This window comes from Pseudonocardia sp. UM4_GMWB1, from assembly GCF_017312155.1.
Classification (GTDB): Bacteria; Actinomycetota; Actinomycetes; order Mycobacteriales; family Pseudonocardiaceae; genus Pseudonocardia; species Pseudonocardia alni.
Map to the genome: position 1 here is coordinate 3203602 of NZ_QJPN01000001.1, position 25747 is coordinate 3229348.

At 75.3% G+C, this 25747-nt stretch carries 25 protein-coding genes and 1 pseudogene; 15 read left to right on the plus strand and 11 right to left on the minus strand.

What is annotated here, in order from left to right:
- Positions 1-76 precede the first annotated feature (76 nt).
- Genes DMP15_RS15320 through DMP15_RS15330 form a run of 3 tightly spaced genes read right to left on the minus strand, consistent with a single transcriptional unit; the run spans position 77 to position 3251 of the window.
- The gene (locus DMP15_RS15320; RefSeq protein ID WP_179762722.1) at positions 77-790 is read right to left on the minus strand and encodes a GntR family transcriptional regulator; all 714 of its coding nucleotides are present in this window, start codon (positions 788-790) and stop codon (positions 77-79) included.
- Positions 787-1542: a triose-phosphate isomerase family protein gene (locus tag DMP15_RS15325; RefSeq protein ID WP_217266866.1), complete on the minus strand. Its 756-nt coding sequence runs from the start codon at positions 1540-1542 to the stop codon at positions 787-789. Before DMP15_RS15325 ends, DMP15_RS15320 begins: the two co-directional genes overlap by 4 nt.
- A complete protein-coding gene (locus DMP15_RS15330; RefSeq protein WP_179762723.1) occupies positions 1536-3251 on the minus strand; it encodes a dihydroxyacetone kinase family protein in 1716 nt (571 codons plus the stop codon). The genes DMP15_RS15325 and DMP15_RS15330 overlap by 7 nt, the downstream gene beginning before the upstream one ends.
- A gap of 127 nt (positions 3252-3378) precedes the next feature.
- On the opposite strand from DMP15_RS15330, the gene DMP15_RS15335 reads away from it, so the two are divergent.
- From DMP15_RS15335 to DMP15_RS15365, 7 genes are all read left to right on the plus strand, one after another.
- Entirely contained in the window at positions 3379-4455 is a 1077-nt protein-coding gene (locus DMP15_RS15335; RefSeq protein WP_073574777.1) for an AAA family ATPase, read from the plus strand.
- Positions 4452-5366, plus strand: coding sequence for a DUF58 domain-containing protein (locus DMP15_RS15340; protein WP_073575296.1), 915 nt, complete (start codon positions 4452-4454; stop codon positions 5364-5366). The genes DMP15_RS15335 and DMP15_RS15340 overlap by 4 nt, the downstream gene beginning before the upstream one ends.
- Positions 5363-6352 carry a VWA domain-containing protein gene (locus tag DMP15_RS15345; RefSeq protein WP_073574778.1) on the plus strand — a complete coding sequence of 330 codons (990 nt, stop codon included), beginning with the start codon at positions 5363-5365 and terminating at the stop codon, positions 6350-6352. Before DMP15_RS15340 ends, DMP15_RS15345 begins: the two co-directional genes overlap by 4 nt.
- Positions 6353-6404: 52 nt before the next feature.
- Positions 6405-7115: a 3-oxoacyl-ACP reductase FabG gene (gene fabG, locus DMP15_RS15350; protein ID WP_073574779.1), complete on the plus strand. Its 711-nt coding sequence runs from the start codon at positions 6405-6407 to the stop codon at positions 7113-7115.
- A 71-nt stretch (positions 7116-7186) separates the two neighbouring features.
- Entirely contained in the window at positions 7187-7963 is a 777-nt protein-coding gene (gene fabI, locus DMP15_RS15355) for an enoyl-ACP reductase FabI (protein ID WP_073574780.1), read from the plus strand.
- A gap of 52 nt (positions 7964-8015) precedes the next feature.
- Positions 8016-9062 (plus strand): ferrochelatase, encoded by a 1047-nt coding sequence (locus tag DMP15_RS15360; RefSeq protein ID WP_100877685.1) that lies wholly within the window; start codon positions 8016-8018, stop codon positions 9060-9062.
- A 250-nt stretch (positions 9063-9312) separates the two neighbouring features.
- Positions 9313-10878: an alanine/glycine:cation symporter family protein gene (locus tag DMP15_RS15365; RefSeq protein WP_073574782.1), complete on the plus strand. Its 1566-nt coding sequence runs from the start codon at positions 9313-9315 to the stop codon at positions 10876-10878.
- Between the two features lie 18 nt (positions 10879-10896).
- On the opposite strand, the gene DMP15_RS15370 is transcribed toward DMP15_RS15365, so the two are convergent.
- The 5 genes from DMP15_RS15370 to DMP15_RS15390 all read right to left on the minus strand — a co-directional run bounded on the left by DMP15_RS15370 (position 10897) and on the right by DMP15_RS15390 (position 15359).
- Positions 10897-11946, minus strand: coding sequence for an MsnO8 family LLM class oxidoreductase (locus DMP15_RS15370; RefSeq protein WP_083658223.1), 1050 nt, complete (start codon positions 11944-11946; stop codon positions 10897-10899).
- A gap of 621 nt (positions 11947-12567) precedes the next feature.
- Positions 12568-13530 carry a prolyl aminopeptidase gene (gene pip, locus DMP15_RS15375; protein ID WP_337826059.1) on the minus strand — a complete coding sequence of 321 codons (963 nt, stop codon included), beginning with the start codon at positions 13528-13530 and terminating at the stop codon, positions 12568-12570.
- Positions 13531-13532: 2 nt separating this feature from the next.
- Positions 13533-14552 carry a site-specific integrase gene (locus DMP15_RS15380; protein WP_253068511.1) on the minus strand — a complete coding sequence of 340 codons (1020 nt, stop codon included), beginning with the start codon at positions 14550-14552 and terminating at the stop codon, positions 13533-13535.
- 4 nt (positions 14553-14556) lie between these two features.
- Positions 14557-15228, minus strand: coding sequence for a class I SAM-dependent DNA methyltransferase (locus DMP15_RS15385; RefSeq protein ID WP_337826060.1), 672 nt, complete (start codon positions 15226-15228; stop codon positions 14557-14559).
- Between the two features lie 2 nt (positions 15229-15230).
- On the minus strand, positions 15231-15359 hold the full coding sequence (locus DMP15_RS15390) for a hypothetical protein (protein WP_255497813.1): 129 nt from the start codon (positions 15357-15359) through the stop codon (positions 15231-15233).
- Positions 15360-15405: 46 nt separating this feature from the next.
- Between DMP15_RS15390 and DMP15_RS15395 the strand changes: the two genes are divergently transcribed.
- Complete coding sequence (locus DMP15_RS15395; protein WP_073574785.1) at positions 15406-15729, plus strand: hypothetical protein; 324 nt, start codon at positions 15406-15408, stop codon at positions 15727-15729.
- A gap of 198 nt (positions 15730-15927) precedes the next feature.
- Entirely contained in the window at positions 15928-16971 is a 1044-nt protein-coding gene (locus DMP15_RS15400) for a response regulator receiver protein (RefSeq protein WP_304580064.1), read from the plus strand.
- 119 nt (positions 16972-17090) lie between these two features.
- Here the strand turns inward: DMP15_RS15400 and DMP15_RS15405 are convergent, their stop codons facing one another.
- Entirely contained in the window at positions 17091-18677 is a 1587-nt protein-coding gene (locus DMP15_RS15405; protein WP_083658227.1) for an alpha/beta hydrolase, read from the minus strand.
- 143 nt (positions 18678-18820) lie between these two features.
- Between DMP15_RS15405 and DMP15_RS15410 the strand changes: the two genes are divergently transcribed.
- Positions 18821-19972 carry a histidine kinase gene (locus DMP15_RS15410; RefSeq protein ID WP_073574787.1) on the plus strand — a complete coding sequence of 384 codons (1152 nt, stop codon included), beginning with the start codon at positions 18821-18823 and terminating at the stop codon, positions 19970-19972.
- Positions 19969-20643, plus strand: a complete 675-nt coding sequence (locus DMP15_RS15415; RefSeq protein WP_073575300.1) for a response regulator — start codon at positions 19969-19971, stop codon at positions 20641-20643. The genes DMP15_RS15410 and DMP15_RS15415 overlap by 4 nt, the downstream gene beginning before the upstream one ends.
- A 7-nt stretch (positions 20644-20650) precedes the next feature.
- Here the strand turns inward: DMP15_RS15415 and DMP15_RS15420 are convergent, their stop codons facing one another.
- Positions 20651-21445, minus strand: coding sequence for a potassium channel family protein (locus DMP15_RS15420; RefSeq protein ID WP_083658231.1), 795 nt, complete (start codon positions 21443-21445; stop codon positions 20651-20653).
- On the opposite strand from DMP15_RS15420, the pseudogene DMP15_RS30350 reads away from it, so the two are divergent.
- Positions 21444-21995: pseudogene (locus DMP15_RS30350) on the plus strand (LysR substrate-binding domain-containing protein); the annotation flags it as partial. The gene DMP15_RS15420 and the pseudogene DMP15_RS30350 overlap by 2 nt on opposite strands.
- A gap of 30 nt (positions 21996-22025) precedes the next feature.
- Here the strand turns inward: DMP15_RS30350 and DMP15_RS15425 are convergent.
- On the minus strand, positions 22026-22820 hold the full coding sequence (locus DMP15_RS15425) for a hypothetical protein (protein WP_073574789.1): 795 nt from the start codon (positions 22818-22820) through the stop codon (positions 22026-22028).
- 145 nt (positions 22821-22965) lie between these two features.
- Between DMP15_RS15425 and DMP15_RS15430 the strand changes: the two genes are divergently transcribed.
- The 3 genes from DMP15_RS15430 to DMP15_RS15440 all read left to right on the plus strand — a co-directional run bounded on the left by DMP15_RS15430 (position 22966) and on the right by DMP15_RS15440 (position 25706).
- Positions 22966-23805, plus strand: coding sequence for a DUF3097 domain-containing protein (locus DMP15_RS15430; protein ID WP_083658467.1), 840 nt, complete (start codon positions 22966-22968; stop codon positions 23803-23805).
- Positions 23806-23917: 112 nt separating this feature from the next.
- On the plus strand, positions 23918-24367 hold the full coding sequence (locus DMP15_RS15435) for an NfeD family protein (RefSeq protein WP_226357233.1): 450 nt from the start codon (positions 23918-23920) through the stop codon (positions 24365-24367).
- An 88-nt stretch (positions 24368-24455) separates the two neighbouring features.
- The gene (locus DMP15_RS15440; protein WP_337826061.1) at positions 24456-25706 is read left to right on the plus strand and encodes an SPFH domain-containing protein; all 1251 of its coding nucleotides are present in this window, start codon (positions 24456-24458) and stop codon (positions 25704-25706) included.
- The last annotated feature ends 41 nt before the right edge of the window (positions 25707-25747 follow it).

Genomic DNA, 25747 nt, shown 5'->3' on the forward strand with positions numbered 1-25747 from the left:
ATGCGATCTTGGATAGATCCTATAGGATTGACGAGCGAGGTCAACCGTTCGGGGGATGTCGATCGGGACGGGCGGGTCAGACCCCGCGCTCGAAGCGCAGCGAGCGCTCGCGCACGTTGTCGAGGTGGCGGCGCAGCGCGGCCACCGGCTCGTCCACGCCGCCGGAGGCGAACGCGTCGACGACGCCGCCGTGCTCCGCGACCGCCTCCTCGACGTCGGGGACCCCCTGCAGCGCGGTCTGGCGCATCCGGTGCACCTGGGCGCCGAGGGTCTCGGACATCTGCACGAGGTAGCGGTTGCGGGCGTGGTGGAGCACGACGTCGTGGAACTCGGTGTCGGCGGCGAAGTACTCCGCGGTCAGCGACGGGTCGACCCGGCCCTGCGCGAGTGCGGCGGCCACGCGCTCGCCGGCCGCGGCGTGGCGGGCGTGCGCGGACCGCAGCTCGGCGAGCATGGCCGGGGTCGCGGGGGCGGCCATGCTCGCGGCGGTGGTCTCCAGCATCAGCCGGGCGTCGAAGAGCTCGGCGAGCTGGTCGGCGGCCAGCGGCGGCGCGACCCGGTAGCCCTTGAGTGCCTCGCGGGTCACCAGGCCGGTCCGCTCCAGCTGGACCATGGCCTCGCGCACCGGGGTGGGGGAGACGTCGAGGTCGCGCGCGATGGTGTCGATGCCCAGCCGCGTGCCCGGCTCGAGCCCGCCGGAGAGCAGCAGCTCGAGGATGCGCTCGTAGACGTGGTCGCGCAGGCCGCGGCGCTCGATCCCGCCGCGCAGCCCCGGGGTGCTGGCGCTCATCGGGCTCCCTCCAGGTCGGCGACCTCGTCGAGGATCGCGGCGACGGCGCGCGGGTCGTGGGCGAAGCGGCCCAGGAACATGCCGTCGACGCCGTCGGCGATGCGGGGCAGCAGGCCCGGCCCGGCACTCCCACCGTAGATCACCGCGGCGCCCGGGCGCCCCGCGACGTGCGCACGCAACGCCGACCCGACCGCGCTGACGTGCGCGGCCGGGGCCGGTTCGGGGGCGCCGATCGCCCAGACGGGCTCGTAGGCGACGATGACCGGACCCGTGTGCCCGGCCGCGAGTGCCGGAGCCAGCGCGTGGTCGACCTGGGCCCGCACGGCGTCGGCGGCCCGCCCCGCCCCGGACCGGTCGGTCTCGCCGACGCACAGGACCGGGGTGAGGCCGTTGCGCAGTGCGGCGAGCGTCTTCGCGGCGACGACGTCGTCGGTCTCGCCGAAGTGGGCCCGGCGCTCGGCGTGCCCGACCTCGGCCAGCGTGGCGCCCACCTCGACCAGCACGGGCGCGGTGACCTCCCCGGTCCACGGGCCGTCGTCGTGCACGGCCACGTCCTGGGCGCCGACGGCGATCCCGGCGGGGCGGGCGATCTCCACGGCCGCGGGGATGGACGGGAACTGGGGGAGCGCGAACAGCGTCGCCGCCCCGGAGGCGACGGCCCGGTGCCCGGCGGCGATCGCGGCGACCGCCCGCAGCCAGTCGCAGGTGCGGGCGTGGCCGAGGTAGGTCTTGAGGCTCGACCCGATCAGCACAGGTGCTCCCCGGCCGTGCGTACGACCAGCGCGAACGACACCGCGCCGGGGTCGGGGGTGCCGACGCTGCGCTCACCGTGGGCCCGCGCGCGGCCCAGGCGGGCCGTGAGCCGTGCGGTGTCCTCGGCGGCCCGCCCGGCGGCGTCGGCGGCGTCGGCCCAGGCGACCGGCAGGTCCTCGCCCGCGCCGACGCGCTCGTCGAGGACGGTGGCGAACGGGACGAGGGCGTCGACCATGGTCTTGTCCCCGACGGCGGCCCCGCCCGCGGCGGCGACGGCCCGCTCGGCGGCGCGGACCGCGGCGGCGACGGCGGCCGTGTCCGGGGTGCCGGTGTCACCGAGCGCGGTGCCGAGCGCGTCGAGCAGGGCGGCCCAGATCGCCCCGGAGGTGCCGCCCGCGCGGTCGCCCCAGGCGTCGGCGGCGTGGCGGAGCACGGTCCCGGCGCCGGCCCCGCGGGCGGCGGCGTCCGCGGCGGCCTCCCGGGCGGCGCGTCCGCCGCGCTGCATGCCGATGCCGTGGTCGCCGTCGCCCGCGACGCGGTCGAGCCGCCCGAGCCGGTCGGCCTCGGCGTCGAGCACCGCGGCGACCGCGTCGAACGCGGCGGCGACCCGCGCACCGCAGGCCCGCGACCCCGGCGATCCCTCGAGCACCGCGGCCGGCGCGCCGGCCGCGGTGTCCTGCGGTGCGGCGGTGGTGCCGTGGTGCCCGGCGACCGCCCCGCGGCGGAACGCGGGGGTGTCGCACGGGGCGGTCCACAGCCGCTCCAGCTCGCCGGGGGCGTCGTCGAGCCAGAGCAGGGTCAGCGAGGCGCCCGCCATGTCGAAGCTGGTGCAGAACTCGCCGACCTCGGGGTCGACGACGGTGAGCCCGGCCTCGCCGAGCAGCCGGTGCACGGCGCCGTAGACGACGTAGAGCTCCTCGTACTTGACCGAGCCGAGGCCGTTGAGGATCGGGACGACGCGGTCACCGGCCCCGGCGGGCCGCTCGGCGAGCAGGCCGCGGACCAGAAGCTCGGCGAGCCCGGCCGCGGTGGGCACGTCGGTCTCGTCGATGCCCGGCTCGCCGTGGATGCCCAGCCCGACCGCCATCCGCCCGTCCGGCACGGTGAACAGCGGCGAGCCCGCGCCGGGCAGGGTGCAGCCGTCGAAGGCGACGCCCAGCGACCGGGTCCGCTCGTTGGCCAGCCGGGCGACGCGCTCGACGCCGTCGAGGTCGTGACCGGCTTCGCAGGCCGCGCCGGCGACCTTGAACACGCACAGGTCCCCGGCGATCCCGCGGCGCAGTGCCGGGTCGGCGGCGCTGGAGACGTCGTCGGTGACCACCACGGTGCGGCAGTCCACCCCGGCATCGCGCAGCCGGGCCTGGGCGGCGTCGAAGTTCAGGACGTCGCCGGCGTAGTTGCCGTAGGACATCAGCACCCCGCGGCCCCGGTCCGCCGCGGCGGCGACGGAGTGGATCTGCTGGGTCGAGGGCGAGGCGAACAGGTTGCCCATCGCCGCGCCGTGCGCGAGCCCGGGACCGACGAGCCCGGCGAAGGCGGGGTAGTGCCCGGACCCGCCGCCGACGACCAGCGACACCGTCGGCCCGTCGGCCTCGGTCGATCGCACCACCCCGCCCGGGACGGCCCGGAGCCAGCGCGCGGAGGCCGCGGCGAGCCCGGTGGTCATCTCGGCGGCGAAGTCGTCCGGGTCGTTGAACAGGCGCGTCATCGCGGTCCCCTCGTCCTGGCGGTGCGGAGGTCATCGATCCTATAGGAAGTAGGACTACCGCGACCAGGCCCGGCGGCCGCCCGCGCGTTTCACCGTCGTCACACGGGCCGCACGGTGGGATGGCTCGGTGAGCACGACTGCCTCGACCGGTCCGGACCCGATCACCCCCGCCCGCGACGCCGAGCGGCTCGAGCGTGCGGTGCTCGAGGTGAAGCGGGTGATCGTCGGCCAGGACCGCCTCGTCGAGCGGATGCTGGTGGGGCTCCTCGCGAAGGGGCACCTGCTGCTGGAGGGCGTTCCCGGCGTCGCGAAGACCCTCGCCGTGGAGACCTTCGCGACGGTCGTGGGCGGCAGCTTCTCCCGGCTGCAGTTCACCCCCGACCTGGTGCCCGCCGACATCCTCGGCACCCGCATCTACCGGCAGGGCCGCGAGGAGTTCGACGTCGAGCTCGGTCCGGTCGTCGCGAACTTCGTGCTCGCCGACGAGATCAACCGCGCGCCGGCCAAGGTGCAGTCGGCGATGCTCGAGGTGATGGCCGAGCGCAAGCTCTCCCTCGCCGGTCGCGACCACCCGATGCCCGACCCGTTCCTCGTGCTCGCCACCCAGAACCCGATCGAGAACGAGGGCGTCTACCCCCTGCCCGAGGCGCAGCGCGACCGCTTCCTGTTCAAGCTGATCATCGAGTACCCGGGCGTCGAGGAGGAACGGGAGATCATCTACCGGATGGGGTCCACCCCGCCGGTGCCCTCCCAGATCCTCACCCCCGAGGAGCTGGTCCGGCTGCAGCGCACCGCGGCGGACGTGTTCGTGCACCACGCCCTGGTCGACTACGTCGTGCGGCTGGTCGTCGCGACCCGGCTGCCGTCCGAGCACGGCCTGTCCGACGTCGCGTCCTGGATCGCCTACGGCGCCTCGCCACGTGCGTCGCTGGGCATCGTGTCCGCCGCCCGCGCGCTGGCCCTGGTCCGCGGCCGGGACTACGTGCTCCCGCAGGACGTGCTGGAGGTCGCCCCGGACGTGCTGCGCCACCGCCTGGTGCTGTCCTACGACGCGATCGCCGACCAGGTGCCGGTCGACCACATCGTCACCCGGGTCCTGCAGACCGTGCCGTTGCCGCAGGTCAGCGCCCGGCCCGGGGGAGGGCCCGAGGGCGCGTCGACGGCGTGGCCGTCCGCACCGGACGCCGGCCAGGGCCCGGCGTGACGGCGGGGTCCGCCGACCTCGTCCGGCTCGAGGCCTCCCTGCGGACCCTGGAGCTCACCGTCCGGCGCCGGCTGGACGGGCTGCTCCAGGGCAACCACGTCGGTCTGCTGCCCGGGCCCGGCACCGAGCCCGGTGACGCGCGGCCCTACCAGCCCGGCGACGACGTCCGCCGGATGGACTGGTCGGTCACCGCCCGCACCACCGCGCCGCACGTGCGCGAGACCGTCGCCGACCGCGAGCTGGAGACCTGGGCGGTGGTCGACCTGTCGCGCAGCATCGACTACGGAACCGCCCGCACCGACAAGCGGCACCTGGCGCTGGCCGGGCTCACCGCGGTCGCCCAGCTGACGACCGGCGGCGGGAACCGGCTCGGCGCCGTCGTCGCGAACGGGGAGTCGACGCAGCGCCTGCCCGCCCGCGGCGGCCTGGCGCACGCCCGCGGCCTGGTCCGCCGGGTCGCGACGATGCCGCCGGCACCCGAGGGCACCCGCGGCGACCTGTCCGGTGCGCTCGACGAGCTGCGCCGCCCGCCGCGCCGGCGCGGGCTGGTCGTCGTGGTGTCGGACTTCCTCGGCGAGCCCACCTGGGAGCGCTCCCTGCGGGCGCTCTCGGCCCGCCACGAGCTGCTCGCGATCGAGGTCGTCGACCCGCGGGAGCTGGAGCTGCCCGACGTCGGGACCGTCGTGCTCGCCGACCCCGAGACCGGGCGCCAGCGCGAGGTCGACACCACGCCGCTGCTGCGCCGCGAGTTCGCCGCCGCCGCCTCCGAGCACCGCGACCGGGTGGCCACCGCGCTGCGCCGCTGCGGGGCCGGGCACCTGACCCTGCGCACCGACACCGACTGGGTGGCCGACATCGTGCGGTTCGCCGTCGCGCGCAAGCACGCCGCTGCTCCGCGGAGGCTCGCGTGACGTTCACCGCCCCCTGGTGGCTGCTCGGGTTGCTCGTCGTCGCCGCGCTCGCGGTGGCCTACGTGTGGCTGCTGCGGCGGCGCCGTCGCGACGTCGTGCGGTTCACCAACCTGGAGCTGCTGGAGTCGGTCGCCCCGAAGCGGCCGGGCCGGTGGCGGCACCTCCCGGCGATCGCGCTGATCGCGGCGCTGGCGGTGCTCACCGTGGCGCTCGCCGGGCCGCAGGCCATGGCGAAGGTGCCGCGCAACCGGGCCACGGTGATGCTGGTGATCGACGTGTCGCTGTCGATGAAGGCCACCGACGTCGCCCCGACCCGGCTCGCCGCCGCGCAGGCCGCGGCCAAGCAGTTCGCCGACCAGCTGACCCCCGGCGTCAACCTGGGGCTGGTGTCCTTCGCCGGGACGGCGGCGGTGCTCGTCTCGCCCACGACCGACCGCAGCGCGGTCAAGAACGGCGTCGACAACCTGCAGCTCGCCGAGTCCACCGCGACCGGTGAGGCGATCTTCACGGCGATGCAGTCGATCGACACCTTCTCCCGCTCGCTGCAGGGCGGCCCGGACGCGGCGGGTGTGCCGCCACCGGCGCGGATCGTGCTGCTCTCCGACGGCACCCAGACCGTCCCGGGGCCGGACGGGGAGACCGAGCCGCGCGGCTCGTTCACCGCGGCCGCCGAGGCGAAGAACCGCGGCGTGCCCGTCTCGACGATCTCTTTCGGTACCAGCTACGGCACGATCGAGCTCGACGGCGGGCGCACCCCCGTCGCCGTCGACGACGCCTCCATGGAGCGCATCGCTCAGCTCTCGGGCGGCCGGTTCTTCACCGCCGCCACCGAGTCCGAGCTGCGCGCGGTCTACTCCGACCTGTCCGAGGAGCTCGGCTACGAGGAACGCGAGGTGGACGCGAGCAGGCCCTGGATGATCGGCGGGTTCGTGCTCCTGATCAGCGGGCTCGGCGCGGGCATCCTGCTCGGCAGGCGACTGCCGTGAGGGTGATCTCCGCTCGCGGGTACCGGCCGGTAGTGCGTTAGGTTCACCCCCCGTGGGACGTAGCGTGCTCGTGACCGGAGGAAACCGCGGCATCGGCCTGGCGATCGCACAGGCGTTCGCGGCGGAGGGCGACCAGGTGGCGGTGACGTACCGCTCCGGGAAGGACGACATCCCCGGCGGGCTGTTGCCGGTGCACTGCGACGTCACCGACGCCGAGTCCGTCGACGCCGCGTTCACCGAGGTCGAGGCCGCACACGGCCCGGTCGAGGTGCTGGTGTCCAACGCCGGCATCACCGACGACGGCCTGCTCATGCGGATGGCCGAGGAGTCCTTCACCAAGGTCGTCGACGCCAACCTCACCGCGGCCTACCGGGTCGCGAAGCGGGCCTCGCGCGGGATGCTGAAGGCCAAGAAGGGCCGGATGATCTTCGTCTCGTCGGTCGTGGGCCTCTCCGGCTCGGCCGGGCAGGTCAACTACGCCGCCTCGAAGTCCGGGCTCGTCGGCCTGGCCCGCTCGGTCGCCCGCGAGCTGGGCAGCCGCGGCATCACCGCGAACGTCGTCGCCCCCGGGTTCGTCGACACCGACATGACCCGCGCGCTGCCCGAGAAGCGGCGCGAGGAGATCCTGGGGACCATCCCGCTCTCCCGCTACGCCGACACCGGCGAGATCGCCTCGGTCGTGGCCTTCCTCGCCTCGCCCGGCGCCGGCTACGTCACCGGAGCGGTCGTCCCGGTCGACGGCGGCCTGGGCATGGGGCACTGAGCGAGGTCCGCGGAGCGGACATCGACGCCGTGCCCACCGGCCCGGGCACGCAGAACTCTCGAAAGGACGTCATGGGACTGCTCGACGGCAAGCGGCTGCTGATCACCGGTGTGATCACCGACGCCTCGCTGGCCTTCCACTCCGCCAAGATCGCCCAGGAGCAGGGCGCCGAGGTCGTGCTCACCGGTTTCGGCCGGATGCGGCTGGTCGAGCGGATCGCGATGCGGCTGCCGAAGCCCGCACCGGTCGTCGAGCTGGACGTGTCGGACCAGGAGCAGCTGGACTCGCTCGTCGAGCGGGTCACCCCGCACCTGGGCGACGAGCCCCGCCTCGACGGCGTGCTGCACTCCATCGGGTTCGCCCCGCCCGGCGCGCTCGGCGAGGGCGCGTTCCTCAACGCGCAGTGGGAGGACGTCGCCACCACGATCCAGGTGTCGGCGTACTCGTTGAAGTCCCTGGCGATGGCGTGCAAGCCGCTGCTCGGCCCGGGCAGCTCGATCGTCGGCATGGACTTCGACAACCGGCAGGCCTGGCCCGCCTACGACTGGATGGGCGTCGCGAAGTCCGCGCTGGAGTCGGTCACCCGCTACCTGGCCCGCGACCTGGGCCGCGACGGCATCCGGGTCAACCTGGTCGCCGCCGGCCCGGTGAAGACGATGGCCGCCAAGTCGATCCCGGGCTTCTCCGCGTTCGAGGACGTGTGGGACAAGCGTGCCCCGCTCGGCTGGGACATGAACGACCCGGTGCCGGTCGCCAAGACCGTGTGCGCCGCGCTGTCGGACTGGATGCCGACCACCACCGGTTCGATGATCATGGCCGACGGCGGGGTGCACGCCGTCGGCGTGTGAGCCGGTACCGGCCCGCGCGCGTCGGCGCGGGCCGGGGTCGATAATCGGGGTCGTGCCCGAACAGTTCGACGCGATACTGCTGCTCAGCTTCGGCGGCCCCGAGGCCCCCGACGAGGTCCGACCGTTCCTGGAGAACGTGACCCGGGGGCGCGGGGTCCCGCCGGAGCGCCTCGACGCCGTCGAGGAGCACTACCAGCACTTCGGCGGGGTCTCGCCGATCAACGCCCGCAACCGCGAGCTGGTCGCGGCGATCGCGGCGCGCACCGAGCTGCCGGTGTACTTCGGCAACCGCAACTGGCGGCCCTACGCCGAGGACACCGTGCGCGAGATGGCCGAGGCCGGCGTCGAGCGGGCGCTGGTGTTCGCGACCAGCGCCTACGGCGGCTACTCCGCCTGCCGCCAGTACCACGAGGACATCTCCCGGGCCCGGGACGCGGTCGGCGACGCGGCCCCCGAGCTGGTCAAGCTGCGCCACTTCTACGACCACCCGGACTTCGTGCGCGCCAACGCCGACGCCGTGCGGACCGCGTGGGCCCAGCTGCCCGAGGACCGTCGCGAGGCGGCGCGGCTGGTGTTCACCGCGCACTCCATCCCGACCTCGGCCGACGCGGCCGCCGGGACCCCGGCCGACGGCGGGCACCGCTACTCCCGCCAGGTCGGCGAGGCCGCGGCGCTGGTCGCCGCCGAGGTGGGCGTCGACGAGTTCGACGTCGTCTGGCAGTCCCGCTCCGGTCCGCCGCAGGTGCCGTGGCTGGAGCCCGACATCGTCGACCACATCGACGACCTGCACGCCAAGGGTGTGCCCGCGGTCGTCGTCGCGCCGGTCGGGTTCGTGTCCGACCACGTCGAGGTCGTGTGGGACCTCGACAACGAGGCGGCCGAGCGTGCCGCCGAGCACGGCATGGGCTTCGCCCGCGCCGCCACCGCCGGACCCGACCCACGCTTCGCCGACATGGTGGTCGAGCTCGTGCGGGAACACTCCGACGGCGTGCCCGCCCGGCGGCTGGGCACCGGCCCGTCCGCGGGGTGTACCCGCAACGGGGCGCCCTGCGCGGTCGACTGCTGCGTGCCGCAGCGGCGGCCCGCCCGGCCGAGCTGATCAGCGCCGCCGCACCCGGGCCAGACGGGCGGGGACCTCGACCCTGGTCCCGGCCGGCTCGCCGTACGACCCGGCCAGGCCGGCGGTCACGCCCTCCGGTAGGAGGCCGGTCCGACGGTCTCCACCGTCGGGAGATTCCGGGCGACCCCGACCTCGTTCGAGGTCGTGCTCCCGGGCCGAAATCGACGATCCGGTAACCGTTTGTCCGTATTCTTGTGATTCGTGCTCACATGGGGTGAGGTTCGGCTCCATGACCTCCGTACCGACCTCGGCACCGCCGCAACCCGGCGTGCTCGAGAGCATCGAGCTGTCCATCAACTCGGTGTTCGACCCGATCTCGACCGGGCTGTCGAACATCGTCTTCTACGAGGTGACGGTCCTCGGTGCCGACTTCCCGCTGATCGTGGGCTGGCTGATCCTGGCCGGGGTGCTGTTTACCCTCTACTTCGGGTTCGTCCAGTTCCGCAGCATCGGGCTCGCCCTGCGGATCGTCCGTGGCCGCTACACCCGGCGCGACGAGCCGGGGGAGATCACCCACTTCCAGGCTCTGGCCTCCGCGCTGTCGGGCACCGTCGGTCTGGGCAACATCGCCGGCGTCGGCGTGGCGGTCACGATCGGTGGTCCCGGCGCGACGTTCTGGATGATCGTCGCCGGGCTGCTCAGCATGGCCACCAAGTTCGTCGAGTGCACCCTCGGCGTGAAGTACCGCGACGTGCACCCCGACGGCACCGTGTCCGGCGGTCCGATGCACTACCTGCGGATCGGTGTCGCCGAGCGCATCCCCAACGCGTTCGGCCGCGGCCTGGGCAAGGTCCTGGCCGCCGGTGCGGCGGTGATGATCCTCTTCTTCGGCGTCGCCGGCGGGAACATGTTCCAGGCCAACCAGACCTTCGCCCAGCTCCGCAACGTCACCGGGGGCGAGACCGGTCTACTCGGCAGCGGCGGCGCCGCGTTCGTCTTCGGTCTGCTGCTGGCCGCGCTCGTCGGGGCGGTCGTGTTCGGGGGCATCAAGTCCGTCGGTGCGGTCACGGGTCGTCTCGTCCCGGCGATGGCGATCGTCTACGTGACCGCATGTCTCCTGGTGATCGCCGTGAACATCGCGCAGGTCCCGACGGCGTTCGGGCTCATCCTCTCGGGAGCGTTCTCCGCGGAGGGCGTGGTGGGCGGTGCGCTCGGCGCCATGATCGTCGGTTTCCAGCGGGCGGCCTTCTCGAACGAGGCGGGCCTGGGCTCCTCGCCGATCGCGCACTCGGCGGTGCGGACGAAGAACCCGGCCACCGAGGGGTACGTGGCCCTGATCGAGCCGTTCGTCGACACCGTGGTCATCTGCACGATGACCGCGCTGACCATCGTGATCGCCGGTACGCCCTTCTGGCAGCAGGCCCAGGCGACCGCCTTCGCCAGCGGCGGCTCCGACGTGGCCGACGGCGTGCTCATCACCTCCGACGCGTTCGCCACGGTGCTGCCGTGGTTCCCCTACGTGCTCGCGGTCGCGGTGTTCCTGTTCGCCGTCTCCACGATCATCACGTGGGGCTACTACGGGCAGAAGGCCTGGACCTACCTGTTCGGCAGGAACATGGTGTCCGAGCGCGTCTACCAGGTGATCTTCTGCTTCTTCGTGGTCGTCGGCTCGGTGCTGACGCTGGGCAGCGTGCTCGACTTCGCCGACGCGGTGCTCTTCCTGCTCGCGTTCTTCAACATCCTGGGCCTCTACGTGCTGGCCCCGGTGGTCAAGAAGGAGGTCCGCGAGTTCCGTGCGAAGCTCGCCTCCGGCGAGGTCGCCGAGGTGGAACCGTCCGAGCGGGCGATGCTCTGATCCGTCGCGTGGGCCCGGTCAGACCCGGGCCCACGCCCGGGCGAGCAGCTCGTAGGACCGCAGGCGGTCGTCGAGAGTGGGGGCGACGGTCTCGACGACGAGCTCGTCGGCCTCCGCGGCCTCGACGATCGCGGCGAGACGGCGCGCGACGGCGTCCGCCCGGCCGACGACGCGGGTCCGCAGGCGGTCGTCCAGCGCGACGTGCTCGTCCGGGTCCAGCGGGGGGAGACCGGCCCGCTCGTCGGCGGTGGGGTAGTGGTGCGCGCCCGCGTCGAGGGCGAGCCCGCGCAGCCAGACGTCGTAGCCGGAGCCCAGTGCGGCGGCCTCGTCCTCGGTGTCCGCGGCCAGCGCCGACACCGCGATCGCGACGTGCGGGCGGTCCCGGTAGGGGCCCGGTACGAACCGCTCGCGGTACAGGTCGATCGCCTCGAGCACGGTGGTCGGCCGGGAGAAGTAGGCGACACCCATCGGCAGCCCGTTGCGCGCGGCGTACTCGGCGCTCTCGCCCGCACCTGCCGCGTGCACCCAGACCTGCGGGGTCACGGCGTCGAGCAGGTCGACCGGCGTGCCCTGCAGCCCCGGCTCCTTGCCGGCGAGCAGGCGCAGGAGCTGGTCGCAGCGTCCGGTGAAGGTGCCCAGGCCGCGTTCGAGCAGCCGGGCCTCGACATGCGGGCGGTCGTGGTCGAGCCCGACGGTGCGCGGCGTGCGGGCGGCGACCGACCGGCCCAGCCCGAGGTCGGTGCGGCCACCGGACAGGGCGGACAGCAGCGTCGCGTCCTCGGCCAGGCGTAGCGGCGGGTGGTAGGCGACCAGGGTGGCGGCGACGCCCAGCCGGATGCGTCCGGTCCGGGCCGCGAGGTGCGAGAGCAGCACCATCGGGCTGGTCGATCCGAGCGCCGGGTTGAGGTGGTGCTCGCCGACCCAGTAGCGCAGCATGCCGAGCGACTCGACGTGGCGTGCGAGCACGATCGCGTCGGAGACGACGTCGGTGGCGGTTCCGCCGGGCCGGACCGGGTTCAGGTCCAGGCACGACAGCGGGATCGTGGACAGGGTGCACTCCTGCGACAGGCGGGGTGCACGGAGTCGGCACCGGGATCGCTCGAATCTAGAGCCGCTGCGGACAGAGGGTCAACGTGTCGGGGGCCGAAGCGCCGCGACTCACGTTGTCAAGGAATCATTGACGCCGACGTGCGGTCAACCGAGCGGCGACACCCGCCGGCTGCGGAGCCGGGGGAGAGGAGACCGGCTCGCGCTGTCGGGCCGGAACGGCCGTGACCGGGCCGGCCGTGCCGGCGGTACCCGGCCGGCGCGAATCATCAGGAGGTCCGGTCCGGTCCGGTCCGGTGCGAGGCCGGGGGCGCGGGTCTGGCCTCGGCTCCCCGGCCCGGCCGGTTGTCGACGCCCGTGCCCGTGTGTCGTCAGGACACGTGGGCGTGCCGCCGGGAGTGGACGGGTTCTCACGTCGATCGCGTCCAGGGCGGAGGCGAGGGCCGTGCGGACGAGCGGCCGCCGGCGGCCCCCGGCCCGGCGTGACGTCGCAGTCTTCGCCGTCAATGAAACATTGACGCCGACGGATCGTCGACGAAACGACGACGACCGAACCGCCCGGACCCGGAGGAGCCGGCGCCGGCCGGGGAGGATCCGGTGGCCCGGCCCGGTGGCCGGTGTGCGGCCGGTGCAGACGCCGGGTCAGCGGGGTCGGTCGACGGCCCGGTCGAGCGCATCGACGACGGCGTCGGTGAACGCCCCGGCGCCGCCGTGCCCGGCGTCGTCGATGATCCGCAGCTCGCTGCCCGGCCAGCGCCGGTGCAGGTCCCAGGCGATGTCCGGGGGACCGCTGACGTCGTACCGGCCGTGGACCAGGGTCCCGGGGATCCCGGCGAGCCGGGTCACGCCGCGGAGCAGGGCGCCGTCGGGGAGGAACGCGGCGTGCCGCCAGTAGTGCGTGACCAGCCGGGCGAAGACGAGCCGGAACTCCGGGTCCTCGTAGCGTCGGCTCGGTCGGTGGCCCGGTGCGAGGAAGACATGGGTGTCCTCCCAGCGGCACCACTCGCGGGCGGCGTCCTCGCGGACGGCCGGGTCGGGGTCGGCTAGCAGGGTCGCGTAGGCGTCCACGAGGCGGATGCCACGCAGGTGGACGGGCACGGCGCCGGCGAAGCGGTCCCACGCGGCGGGGAAGATCCGGCGCATGTCCTCGGTGATCCAGCGGACCTCCCGCTCGGTCGTCGTGGTGACCGCGGCGAGGACGAGCGCGTCGACGCGCTGCGGGTGGGCCTGGGCGTAGGCGAGGGCGAGGGTGCTGCCCCAGGAGCCGCCCCGCACGACCCAGGAGGGGACGGCCAGCAGCTCGCGGAGCCGCTCGATGTCGTCGATGAGCAGCTGCGTGGTCTGGGTGCGCCCCAGGTCGACGGCGGGGTCGGAGGCGAGCGGCCTGCTGCGGCCGCAGCCGCGCTGGTCGAGCAGCACGATCCGGTACCGCTCGGGATCGTAGTACCGGCGGGCCCCGGCCGAGGCACCCGATCCGGGGCCGCCGTGCAGGTCCAGCGCGGGTCGACCGTCGGGGTTGCCGCAGGTCTCCCAGTGGAGGGCCTGGCCGTCGTCGGTGGTGAGGGTGCCGGCGTCGTGGGGCTCGATCGGCGGGTGGAGGGGCACGGCTACAGACCTGCCAGCAGGGCGGCGGAGTTGTCCTCCCAGGCGTTGTCGATGCGGATGTAGGCGCCGACGGTGGCCAGGGAGCGGTGCCGGGTCTGGTGGGCGATGGCCCGGTCGGAGGCGCCGCGCTGGTGGGCGTAGGTGACGTGGCCCGCGCGCAGGGAGTGCGCCGACCAGGGGCCGGGGCCGATGTCGGCACGGGCCACCGCGCGCTGGACGATCTCGTTGACCGACTCCGGGTGCAGCGGCCGGTCGGTCACCCGGTTGCCGCGGGTGACCTTGCGCAGCACCGGGCCCTCGGTGATCCCGGCGGCGTCGAGCCAGGTCCGCAGCGCGGTGACCGGGCAGCGTGCGGACCGGTGCGCGTGCGGGAGGACGACGAGCTCGGGCTCGGTGCCGTACGGGTTGGTCTTGGACCGGGGGATCGACAGGACGCGGCCGCGCGGGTGGTCGGCGACGTCGGCGACGGTGAGCGCGGCCAGCTCGGAGCGGCGCAGCGCGGAGAAGAACCCGACCAGCAGCAGGGCCCGGTCGCGCAGGCCGGCGAGGTCGTCCTCACCCGGGCGGGTCGCGTAGCTGCGCGTGGTGGGGCAGGCGCCGACGACGTCGTCGAGATCGGGGGGCATCAGCGGCCGGGCCTGGACCGGCGGGGCGCCGTGGGTGCGGCGGATGCCTTCCCAGACGGCGGTGACGCGGCGGGCGTCGGTGGGGTCGGGCAGGTCGCGCATGACGTGCACGAACCGGATCGAGGACAGCCGGCGGCTGATGGTCCCGACCTTCGCCCCGGCCCCGGCGAGCTCGGTGATGTAGCCGGACAGCGCCTCGGGGGCGGCAGGCAGCGCCTCGTGCCCGTGCCGGGCGCACCAGCTGCTGAACTCCCGCCAGTCCGAGGCGTAGCCGCGACGGGTGTTGGCCGACCGGGCGGCCGCGACGTAGGCGGCCTCCTGCTCGGTCAGCGGGAGGTCCACCTGCGGCGCGAGCAGCTCGGCGCCGGGGACGCCGGTGGGGGCGGGGTCGGTCACGGGGTCATCCTGCCGGTCCCGGTGCCCGCGCCGTGATCACCACGCCCGGGCCGGTCCGCTCGTCGGGGTGCAGGAGGAGCTCGGCCTCGGGGTGCAGCCCGGCCCGCCCGAGGAGGTCGCGCAGCTGTTCGGGCCGCCACAGGTGGGTGGTCCAGCGGACGGGCACGCCGCCGTAGCACTCGGTGCGTTCGAGCTCGCCGTCGCCGACGTGGGTCGCCAGGATCAGCCGCCCACCGGGGGCGAGGGCGCGGGTGAAGGAGGCCAGGACGTGCGGCAGGACGTCGCGGGGCAGGTGGAACAGCGACCACCAGCCCAGGACTCCGGCGAGCGAGGCGTCGGGGACCGCCAGCTCGGTGGCCGAGCCGACCGAGAACCGGCAGTGCGGGTACAGGCGCCGGGCGTGGGCGATCATGGCGGGGGAGAGGTCCATCCCGGACGCGTCGACGCCGCGCTCCACGAGGTGGGCGGTGACCTGCCCCGGCCCGCAGCCGACGTCGAGGACCGGCCCGCGGCCCGCGACGGCGTCGGCGAAGGTGTCCATGGCGGCCCGGAGCCAGGGGTGGGTGCGGACGTCACCGAGGCCGGTGGCGACGACCATGTCGACGTAGTTGTCGGCGACGCGGTCGTAGGAGTCGCGGACGGCGTCGAGGTCGGGGGGGCGCGGGACCGGGGGCACGGTCAGTGCCCGACCGCGGCGACGACGAGCAGTGCGGCGGCGAACGCCGCCGTCACCACCCGGCCCTGCCAGGTCCGCGGGCGCAGTCCCCACCCGGCCCGCTCCGGCCCGAACCACGGTGTCCTGCCCATCGCTGCTCCTCCCGCCCGGTTCCCGGCCAGGCTATCGTCGGGGATCGTGGCCCGGGTCTGCGCGGCTACGCTCGGCCTCCTCCGCCGCCGGGAGGGCCGGCTCCAGTACTTCCTCCAGCGGGGCCACCCCTGCGCTGCTGCGCACCGAGCAGGAGGCCTGTCCGGGGACTTCCTCGACCGGACCCCGTTGTACCGGCAGCTCCGGGCCCACTGGTCGGCCTACGCCGGGGGAGCGGCCGGGCCCGTCGAGCACCTGGATCTGCCCGCCGCCGGCCGGGCGGGGAACAGCCACATGCCGATGACGGACACCGACAGCGACGTGGTCGCGGCGATGATCGCGCAGTGGTTCGGCGCCTCCGCGCCGGCCTGACCGCACACCCTCCACCGCCCCGGCGGTCCCCCTCCACGACGGTGCCCCGTGTGCTCCCGCGCGCCCCGGCGTCGGTCGGAGCACCCATGGCGCGGACAACCCGGGATTCTCTGCATTATCCCGTGTTGTACAAGTTCAGATTAACAAACCTGAAACCAGGTATCAGTTCGTATAACCGGAACCGCTAGCATGGTCGGCGTGACGGACACGGTGGTGCGGTGCGGATACAGCCGGTGCCGGGCGGAGCTGCCCCCGCCCGGGCCGCAGGGCGGCCGTCCGCGGTCGTTCTGCCGGGACACCCGGTGGGAGCAGGGGCGGACGTGCGCGCAGATGGCCCGCGCCGAGCGGGAGGCCCTCGGTGCTCTCGGCCTCGACACCGGGACCGGGGCGTTCGCGCTCGACGCGGACCGGCTCCGCGAGCACGTCGGCGCGCTCGCCGGGCCGGTGGCCGAGCTGTCCGGGGCGCTGACCGCTGTGCTGGACCGGCTCGACGAGATCGAGCGCGACGCCCTGGCCGCCACCGAGGCCGCCCGCGCGGGCGCCGCCGAGTCCGACGCCGCCCGGCGGCAGGCCGACACCGCCCGGGAGACGGCCGAGCACCGGGCCCGCGAGGCGGAACGGGCCGCGACCGAGGCCCGGCAGGAGCGGGCGGAGGCGGTGACCCGGGCCGAGGAGGCCGCCGCCACCGCGCTCGCTGCGACCGAGGCCCTCGGAGCGGCGCGGCAGCAGGCCGCGGACGCCGTCGCTGCCCGGGACGCCGCCGTCGCCGACGCCCGCGAGGCCCGGGACACCGCCGCGACCGCCATCCGGGACCGGGAGGCCGCGGTGCTCGCCGCCCGGACCGCGGAGCACGAGCGCGATGCCGCCCTCGCCCGCGCCGACGCCGCCACCCGCGACCGGGACCGCCTGGGCGCCGACCTGACGGCGCTGCGGGCCGACCACGCCGCGGTCGTCGCCGACCGGGCGGGTCTGGTCGAGACCGTCGTCGAGCAGCGCAGCCGGCTCGCCGCGCAGCGCGACCTGCTGACCGAGGCCCGCGCCGTCGCCGAGGGGCTGCGCGCGCAGCACGAGAACGCCCGCACCGCGGCCGAGGAGCTGACCCGCCGGCTCGACGACACCCGCCGGGAGCGGGACGGGCTCGCCGCGGAACGGGACCGGCTGCGCGCCGCGGCACCGGAGCCGGGCCCGGCCCGGATGCACCCCGACGACCTCGCGGCCCTCGCAGCGGCGGTGCGGGGGTGAGGCCCGGCGGCCGGCGACCGGGACGGCCGGGCTGCTGGAACTGACCACTACCTGGAGCTCGCGACCGGGGTGACGGTGCTGGTGCCGGCCCTGTTCGCCGTGCTCGCGCACGGCTGACCTCAGCCGCCCGGGACCGCCCCGGGACGGGTGGTGGCCCGCGGCGGTGTGCACACGGTGCCCGCCGCCGGCAGCGTGGTGTCGAGCAGCGTGGCCTCCACCGCGGCGTCGACACAGGGGTCGGTGCCGTACGAGCCGTGCCCGACACCCTCACGGGTCAGCAGGACCGCCCGGTCCAGGGTGTCGGCCGTCCGCTCCGCCCAGGTGTGGGGGGTGACCGGGTCGAGCCGGCCGCCGACCACCAGCGCCGGCGGCGCGCCCGCGCCGGTCAGCGGCGCGGTGACCCGGTCGGTGTTCGGCGCGGGCCACACCGCGCAGGCCAGCGCGCTGTAGGCGGCGCGGGTGCCGATCCGCGGTGCGTGCTCGACCGCGCGCTCGGCGGCCGCGGTGTGCGCGGCGACGTCGGCCGGGGTGGTCCAGTCCGCGCAGCGCACCGCGGTGTGCTGCTCCTGCGTCGCGGTCGGGACACCGAACGGCGAGACCGTCAGGGTGCGGTAGAGCAGGTGGGTGAGGGTGCCGTCGCCCTGCTGCGCGGTCGTCAGCGCCGTCGTCAGCACCGGCCAGAGGGCGCGGTCACCCGCCGCGCCGCGGGCGGTCTCCAGCAGCATCGCGCCGTCGACGACGCCGGCCGGGGCGAGACCCTCCACCGCCCGGGCCGGGGCGGGACGGCGTTCCAGACCGGCGACGAGGTCGTCGAACGCGGCGGCCGGGTCGCCGTCGCCGAACGGGCAGGCCGCGGTGCCCTCCGCGCGGCAGGTGTCGAACCAGGCGTCGAGGGTCCGCTCACTGGCGACGGCGACCTCGTCGAGGAACTCCAGGGAGTCCCCGGTCCACAACGTGGTGTCGACGGGCGCGTCGAGGACCATCTGCCGGACCCGGTCCGGGAACAGGGTGGCGTACATCGGGCCGACGACGGTGCCGTAGGAGATGCCGTAGTAGGTGATCGTCTCCTCACCGAGCGCGGCGCGGAGCCGGTCCAGGTCGCGGGCGACGTTGTCGGTGGACAGGCTCGCCAGGAACGCCGGGGTCCGGTGCGCCGCGCAGCCCTCGGCCAGCGCCCTCGCCTCGGCGATCAGCGTCGGCAGCGGGGCGCCGCCGGGGACGGCGGGGTCGGCGGCGGTGCTCGCGGCGGCCGTGGCGCGCTCGGCGTCGGTACGGCAGCGCACCGCCGACGAGGCGCCGACGCCGCGCGGGTCCATCGCGACGACGTCGAAGCGCGCCAGCACCTCCGGCCCGAACGTGCCCGGCGACCCCGGGGTGGCGGGCATCGCGCGCAGCGTGTCGGTCGTGGCGACCCCGGGCCCTCCCGGGTTGAACAACAGGGTGCCGATCCGGCGCTGTGGATCGGTGGCACGGTGCCGCATCACCGCGAGGGCGACCCGGGGGCCGTCGGGATCGGTGTACTCCTGGGGGACCTCGAGGGTGCCGCACTCCAGGCCGGGACCGCACCCGGTCCAGGCGACCGGGTCGGGCGGCGGAACCGCGGGCGCGGACGGCACGGCGGGTGCGGCGGCGCAGCCGGTCAGGGTCACGGCGACGACGGCCGCGAGGACGGCGAGCGGCCGGAGGAGTCGGTGCAGGGCGTGCATGCGGTGGAGTCTCGGGCGGCCGTCCGGCCGTCCGGATCCGTCCGGGGGAGAGTTCTGCCCGGCCGGGGTCCGTCCGAAGGATGAGCGCGGCCGGGTCGTGGGACGGAGGCGTCCGCGCCGGTACGGGCCCTAGCCTCGGCGTCATGACCGATGTCGCGGCGTACCGGCGGTGGGGCGTCGACGGCCTGGTGGTCGTGGTGACGGCCCTGATCGGGCTGCTCATGGCCCGGTTGCGGGTGGTGTCGTCGCCGGGCGGGCCCGAGGTGCTGCTGGGTGTCGACGTCGCGGCGGGGATGCTGGCCTGCGTCGCGCTCTGGTGGCGGCGCCGGTACCCGCTGCCGGTGGCCGTGGGCGTCGTCGTGCTGTGCACGTTCTCCGAGGTCGCCTCGGTCCCGGGGCTGGTCGCGCTGTTCGCGGTCGCCGCCCGCTGCCCGGCCCGGGTCTCGGCCGCGGTGTTCCTGGGCAGCGTCGCGTCGTTCGCGGTGTACTACTCCTGGCGGCCCGCGCCGGAGGCCCCGTTGTGGCTGCTGGTCGGGGCGTTGGTGGCGGGACACGCGGCGGTGTTCGGCTGGGGGCTGCTCGTGCGCAGCCGCCGGCTGCTGGTCGAGTCGCTGCGCGAGCGGGCCGCGATGGCCGAGTCCGCCGCGGCGCTGCGGGCCGAGCACACCGCGCACGAGGCGCGGGAGGCGCTGGCCCGGGAGATGCACGACGTGCTCGGGCACCGGCTGTCGCTGCTCAGCGTGCACGCGGGGGCGCTGGCGTTCCACCGCGACGCGCCGGCGGAGGAGACCGCGCGGGCCGCCGAGGTCGTGCGGGCGAACGCCCACCGCGCCCTGCAGGACCTGCGGGAGGTCATCGGGGTGCTCCGGGCGCCGGTGGGGGAGCTGCCGCTGCCCGGGATCACCGACGTCGGGGAGCTGCTCGAGGAGACCCGCCGGACCGGGACCGCGGTCGTCCTGCACGACGGGCCCGGCGTGACCACCGGGGAACACCCGGTGCCCGAGACCGCGGGGCGCACCGCCTACCGGCTGGTGCAGGAGGCCCTCACCAACGCGCGCACGTACGCGCCGGGTGCCCCGGTCACGGTGACGGTGACCGGCGGGGCCGGGGACGGGCTCGTCGTCGAGGTGGCGAACCCGGCACCGGCCCGGCCCGCCCGCGCCGACCGGCCGGCGGCCGGGCAGGGGCTGCGGGGGCTGGCCGAGCGGGCGACGCTCGTCGGGGGCCGGCTGGACCACGGCCCGACCCCGGACGGGGGGTGGCGGACCGGGATGCGGCTACCGTGGCCGTCGTGACCGCCTCCGACCCCGTCGCGGTGCTCATCGTCGACGACGACCCGGTCGTCCGCTTCGGACTGTCGATGATGCTGCGCGGCGCCGACGGCCTGACCGTGGTCGCCGAGGCCGGGGACGGTGCCGAGGGGGTCGCGCTGGCCGAGCGGCACCGGCCCGACGTCGTGCTGATGGACATCCGGATGCCGGGCACCGACGGGCTCACCGCCACCGAGACGCTGCGCCGCCGCCCCGGCGCGCCGCAGGTCGTCGTGCTCACCACCTTCGACGCCGACGCCCACGTGCTGCGCGCGCTGCGGGCCGGCGCCGCCGGGTTCCTGCTGAAGGACACCCCGCCCGACGAACTCGTGCTCGCCGTCCGGCACGCCGCCGCGGGCCGTCCGGTGCTCTCGCCGGAGGTGACCCGCCGGCTCATCGACCGGGTCGCCGAGACCGACCGGGACAGCACCCGGGCCGCGGCCCGGCGACGGCTGGAGTGCCTCGCCGAGCGGGAGCGCACCATCGCCCTCGATCTCGGCGCGGGCCGGTCCAACGCCGAGATCGCCGCCCGTCACCACATCAGTGTGGCGACGGTGAAGACCCATGTCTCGGCGATCCTGACCAAGCTGGACCTGAACAACCGGGTCCAGGTGGCGCTGCTGGTGCACGACGCCGGGTTGTCCCCGCCGGTCTGACGCGGCGTCAGCCGGGCGGCTGGCCGGGGGCCGCCTCCAGCTCGTCGAGGCGGGAGCGCAGCCGACGGAGCTCGGCGAGGAGTTCGGCCCAGGTGGCCGGGTCGGGGGCGCCCGGCCCGGCGGGGTCGGGCTCGTCGTGGCGGGCGGCCTCCGTACGGGACCGCTCGATCTGCTCGGTGAACCAGCTGGCGATGGTCGCGGTCACGGTGCCCAGCACGGCGATCCCGGCGATCATCAGGCCGGCCGCGACGAGCCTGCCCTCGGTCGTCACCGGGTAGCGGTCGCCGTAGCCGACGGTCGTGATCGTGGTCAGGACCCACCACAGGGCGTCGGCGAAGGTCGTGATCGTTGCGTCGGGCACGTCGCGTTCGGCCTGGTAGACGCCGAGCGCCGCGACGAACCCCAGCAGCGACACGGTGACGACGAGGTAGGCGCTCACCCGGCCGCGCAGGTCGTCCCGCAGCGTCCGGGTCAGCACCGACACCGCGCCGACGAGCCGGACCAGGCGCAGGAACCGCAGGAACGGGGCGAGCAGGACCAGGACGTCGAGCGGGTTGTCGAGCAGGAACCGCCACCGGTCGCGGGCCAGCGACAGCCGGACCGCGACGTCGGCGACGAACACCGCCCAGAGCACCCACAGGAGGGTCTCCAGGGTCCGCCACGCCGGCGACCCGGTGCGGGTCAGCAGCACCTCGCAGGCGTAGAGCAGCAGGAACCCGGCGGAGAGCACCGTCAGACCGACATCGGTCCGTGCTTCCCACGCCCGCAGGCGCGGTTCCGGTCCGGGCGCGGCACGCGTCATGGGCGGAGACTACGAGGCCGGGACACCGCGGGGCGGTCCGAACCGGAACGCCGGGTGCGACCGCCCGCGGGTCGCGCGGGCGGCGAACCCGTCCAGGAGGCTCGACGTCGCCGTGCTGGGGTTTCCGCACGCCCCGCCCGACGACCTCGACGGACGGGTGCTGGTCGAGTCCCCACTGGTCGCGGCGGTGGCGGCGGACGACCCGTTCGCCGGTCGGGCCGCGGTGACCCTGGACGAGCTCGCGGCCCGGGCGCTGATCTGCCTGCCCCGCGGGCACGGCCTGCGCGCCGCGCTGGACGCGGCACTGGCGGCCCGGTCGCTCACCGCCCGGGTGGGGTTCGAGTCCGGCGCGATGACGCTGCTGCTGCGCCTGGCCGCGCGCGGGGCGGGGGTGGCGGTGGTCCCGGAACCCGCGCTCGGCGCGGCCGGGATGGCGGCCCTGGCCCGGCCGCCGGTCGCGGTGCCGATCACCCCGGAGATCCGGACGCGGCTGCACCTGGTCTTGCGCTCGGGCGGGCCCGGCGGACCGGCGGCGCAGGCGCTGCTGGAGTCCCTGCTCCGGTGGCGCCCGGCGCGGGGATCAGCGGGGGACCGACACCAGGACCCGGACGGCCTCGGCGACCGCGGCGCGCCGCGCGACCCGCACCGCGGTGGCGATGGGGCGGAGCGCGTCGGAGCGGGCGACGGCCGCCGACGCCGACAGCGCGCCGCCGGGCTCGTCGCCGGAGGCGGCGGACAGGATCGCGTCCACCTCGTCGGCCTGCTGCAGCACCCGCAGCGCCTGCGGGGGCATCCCGCCGGGCCACAGCGCCTGCGGACGGCGGCGCAGCCAGGCCGCGATCTCCTCGCGCACGCCGGGCCGGTGCCGGGCCACGCCCAGGTCGGTCAGCGCCGCGGCGGCGGCCCGCACCTGGCCGCGCAGCTCCCGTTCGGCCTCGTTCAGCGCCACGTACTCGGGAACCGGGCCGGGGTCGGCGACGGCGTGCGCGGTCCAGCGGACCACCCCGTCGGCGATCGGTGACGGCACGACGCCGAACCCGGCGTCGGCGAACAGCACGCCCTCGCCCGCGGTGATCGCGGCGTCGGAGAACGGGCCCGGGCCGGGCAGGCCGCGCACGTCCCCGGGGGCCGGCAGCACCAGCCGGGCCTGCCCGCGCGGGGCGCCGCGGCGGACGGCGGCCAGCAGCATCGCCGTCGAGGTCGGCGCCGATCCGGGTCCGGGCAGTCCGGTCGTGGCGGCGGTGACGTCGTCGGCGGCGAGCACGTCGTGCGCCTCCGACCACGGCGCGAGCGCGTCGAGGACGTCGTCGGGTGCGGCGGACCCGGCCAGCCAGGCCGAGGCCCACACGGCGAAGGTCGTGGAGGCACAGGACACGGCGGTCAGGCTAACGGCCCGTCCGGCGTCGCACACCCGGCACGTGGGTGACGCAGCGCTACGAGGGTCACGCTGTGCGTGACCACCGGAGTGTGGGCGTGTCGTGCCGCGGTCACCGACCGGCGTCGACCGATACTGGCTCACCATGAGCCGGACCCACGATTACCGGGGCATGTTCGACACCGCGGGCACCCGTGCGCCGCGGGAGAGCCGGGTGACCGAGGTCGCCGCCGAGCCGGGCCTGGTCGTCGAGGACCCGGCCAGCGGTTTCTGCGGTGCCGTGGTGACCGTCACCGGCTCGGAGGTGACGCTGGAGGACCGCTTCGGCGGCCGGCGGATCTTCCCGCTGCGCCCCGCCGGTTTCCTGTACGAGGGCCGCCCCGCGACGCTGGTGCGGCCGCAGGCCGCCCCCGCGGGCCGCACGTTGTCCGCGTCCGGCTCCGTGCACGTCGCGAACCTGAAGGCGCGCACCGCGCGCGCCGCCCGGATCTGGGTCGAGGGCCTGCACGACGCGGCACTGGTCGAGCAGGTGTGGGGGCACGACCTGCGCGTCGAGGGCGTGGTCGTGGAGCCGCTGCACGGCGTCGACGACCTCGCCGCCGCGGTCCGCGACTTCGCCCCGGGCCCGCACCGGCGCCTCGGCATCCTCGTCGACCACCTGGTGGAGGGCACGAAGGAGACCCGCCAGGCCCGCGAGGCCTACCGGGCGACCCGCGACGCGCAGCAGCACGTCCTGGTCACCGGCCACCCCTACGTCGACGTCTGGCAGGCCGTGAAGCCCTCGGTCGTCGGGATCCGCGAATGGCCGGTGATCCCGCGCGGCACCGACTGGAAGACCGGGGTCTGCGCGGCGCTGCGGTGGGGCGAGCCCGCCGACGGTGCCCGCCGGGTGCTCGGCGCGGTCCGCAGCTACCGCGATCTGGAGACCCCGATGATCGGCGCGGTCGAGCGCCTCATCGACTTCGTCACCGCCGAGGGGGCCTGACCCCGACACCGCGGGCGAACTCCGGCACCGACCGGTAACGATCTGGTCGACCGGTGCGGAGCATCCCGACGAAACGCCGACAGGGAATCGGACATTCTGGCACCCTGGAGCCATGGATCCGGCACTGATCTGGCTGCTCATCGGTCTCGTACTGATCGGCAGCGAGGTCGTGTCCGGAGAGCTGTTCCTGGTCATGCTCGGCGGCGGCGCACTCGCCGCGGCGGCCGGGGCCGCACTCGGGTTGACGCTCCTCCCGGCCGCCGGGGTGGGCGGCGCCGTCGCGGTACTGCTGCTGCTGGCCGTGCGACCGGTGGCGAAACGCAGGCTGCAGGAACACATGGGCACGCTCGAACGCCACCAGGACCGCTTCGTCGGCGCCTCCGCCGAGGTCGTGCAGCGCGTCGACGGCGAGCGCGGGCAGGTGCGGATCGGACGCGAGGTGTGGTCGGCGCGGTCGATGGACGGGGTGGAGGTCCTCGAGGCCGGCGCCACCGTCACGATCCTGCAGGTGACCGGGGCGGCCGTGCTCGTCACCGGTCGGGGGGAGCTACCGCCGTCCTGACCCGCCACCGCGGTGGGACGGCACGACGCCCCGGGGACTCCGGGGCGACACGGGCGCCGGTTCTCCGGCGCGCAGGAGGGGAGAGCACATGGGCGCCGAGTTCATCATCGGCATCATCCTGCTCGTGCTGGTCGTGACGATCGTCGTCAAGTCGGTCGTCATCGTCCCGCAGGAGTGGGCCTACATCATCGAACGGCTGGGCCGCTACCACAGCATCCGGGAGGGCGGCCCCGCCATCCTGGTGCCGTTCGTCGACCGCACCCGCGAGCGGGTCGACCTGCGTGAGCAGGTCGTGTCGTTCCCGCCGCAGCCGGTCATCACGCAGGACAACCTGACCGTCAACATCGACACGGTCGTGTACTTCAAGGTCAACGACGCCAAGGCGGCGGTCTACGAGATCGCCAACTACATCGCCGGTGTCGAGCAGATCACCACCACCACGCTGCGCAACGTGGTCGGTGGCATGACGCTGGAGCAGACGCTGACCTCGCGGGACCGGATCAACACGGCGCTGCGCGGCGAGCTGGACGAGGCCACCGAGCGCTGGGGCATCCGGGTCGCCCGGGTCGAGATCAAGGCGATCGACCCGCCGCCCTCGATCCAGAACTCGATGGAACAGCAGATGAAGGCCGACCGCGAGAAGCGGGCCATGATCCTCACCGCGGAGGGCCAGCGGGAGTCGGCCATCCGCAGCGCCGAGGGCAACAAGCAGTCCCAGATCCTCACCGCGGAGGGCGCCAAGCAGGCGGCCATCCTCGCCGCGGAGGCCGAGCGGCAGTCGGAGATCCTGCGGGCGCAGGGCCGCCGGGCCGCGCTGTACCTCGAGGCGCAGGGTGAGTCGAAGGCGATCGAGAAGAAGTTCGCCGCGATCAAGGCCGGCAAGCCCACCCCGGAGCTGCTCGCCTACGAGTACCTGCAGACGCTGCCGCAGATGGCCGAGGGCGAGGCCAGCAAGCTGTGGGTCGTCCCGTCCGACTTCGGGAAGGCCCTGGAGGGCTTCACCCGGATGCTGGGTGCGCCGGGCGAGGACGGCGTCTTCCGCTACGAGCCCAGCCCCGACGACGGCACCGTCTCCCGGCCCGCCGAGGACGACGGCGTCGAGGACTGGTTCGACACCTCGTCCGACCCGGAGATCGCCAAGCAGGTCGCGGCGGCCACCGCGGCGGCCCAGCAGGAGGTCCCGCCGGTCGGCTCGGACGTCCCGCCGGTCCCCGGCGCCGAGACCGGCAACGGCGGCGGTGCGGCCCCGGCCCGGCTGGAGGCCTCCCGCGAGGTCCCCGGCATCGGCGCCCCGGGCGCGGCGCAGGGCCACCCGAACGGCCAGGAACAGCGCGGCTGACCCCCGGCCGCACCTCACCGTCGAACGGTGACCGCACCGCC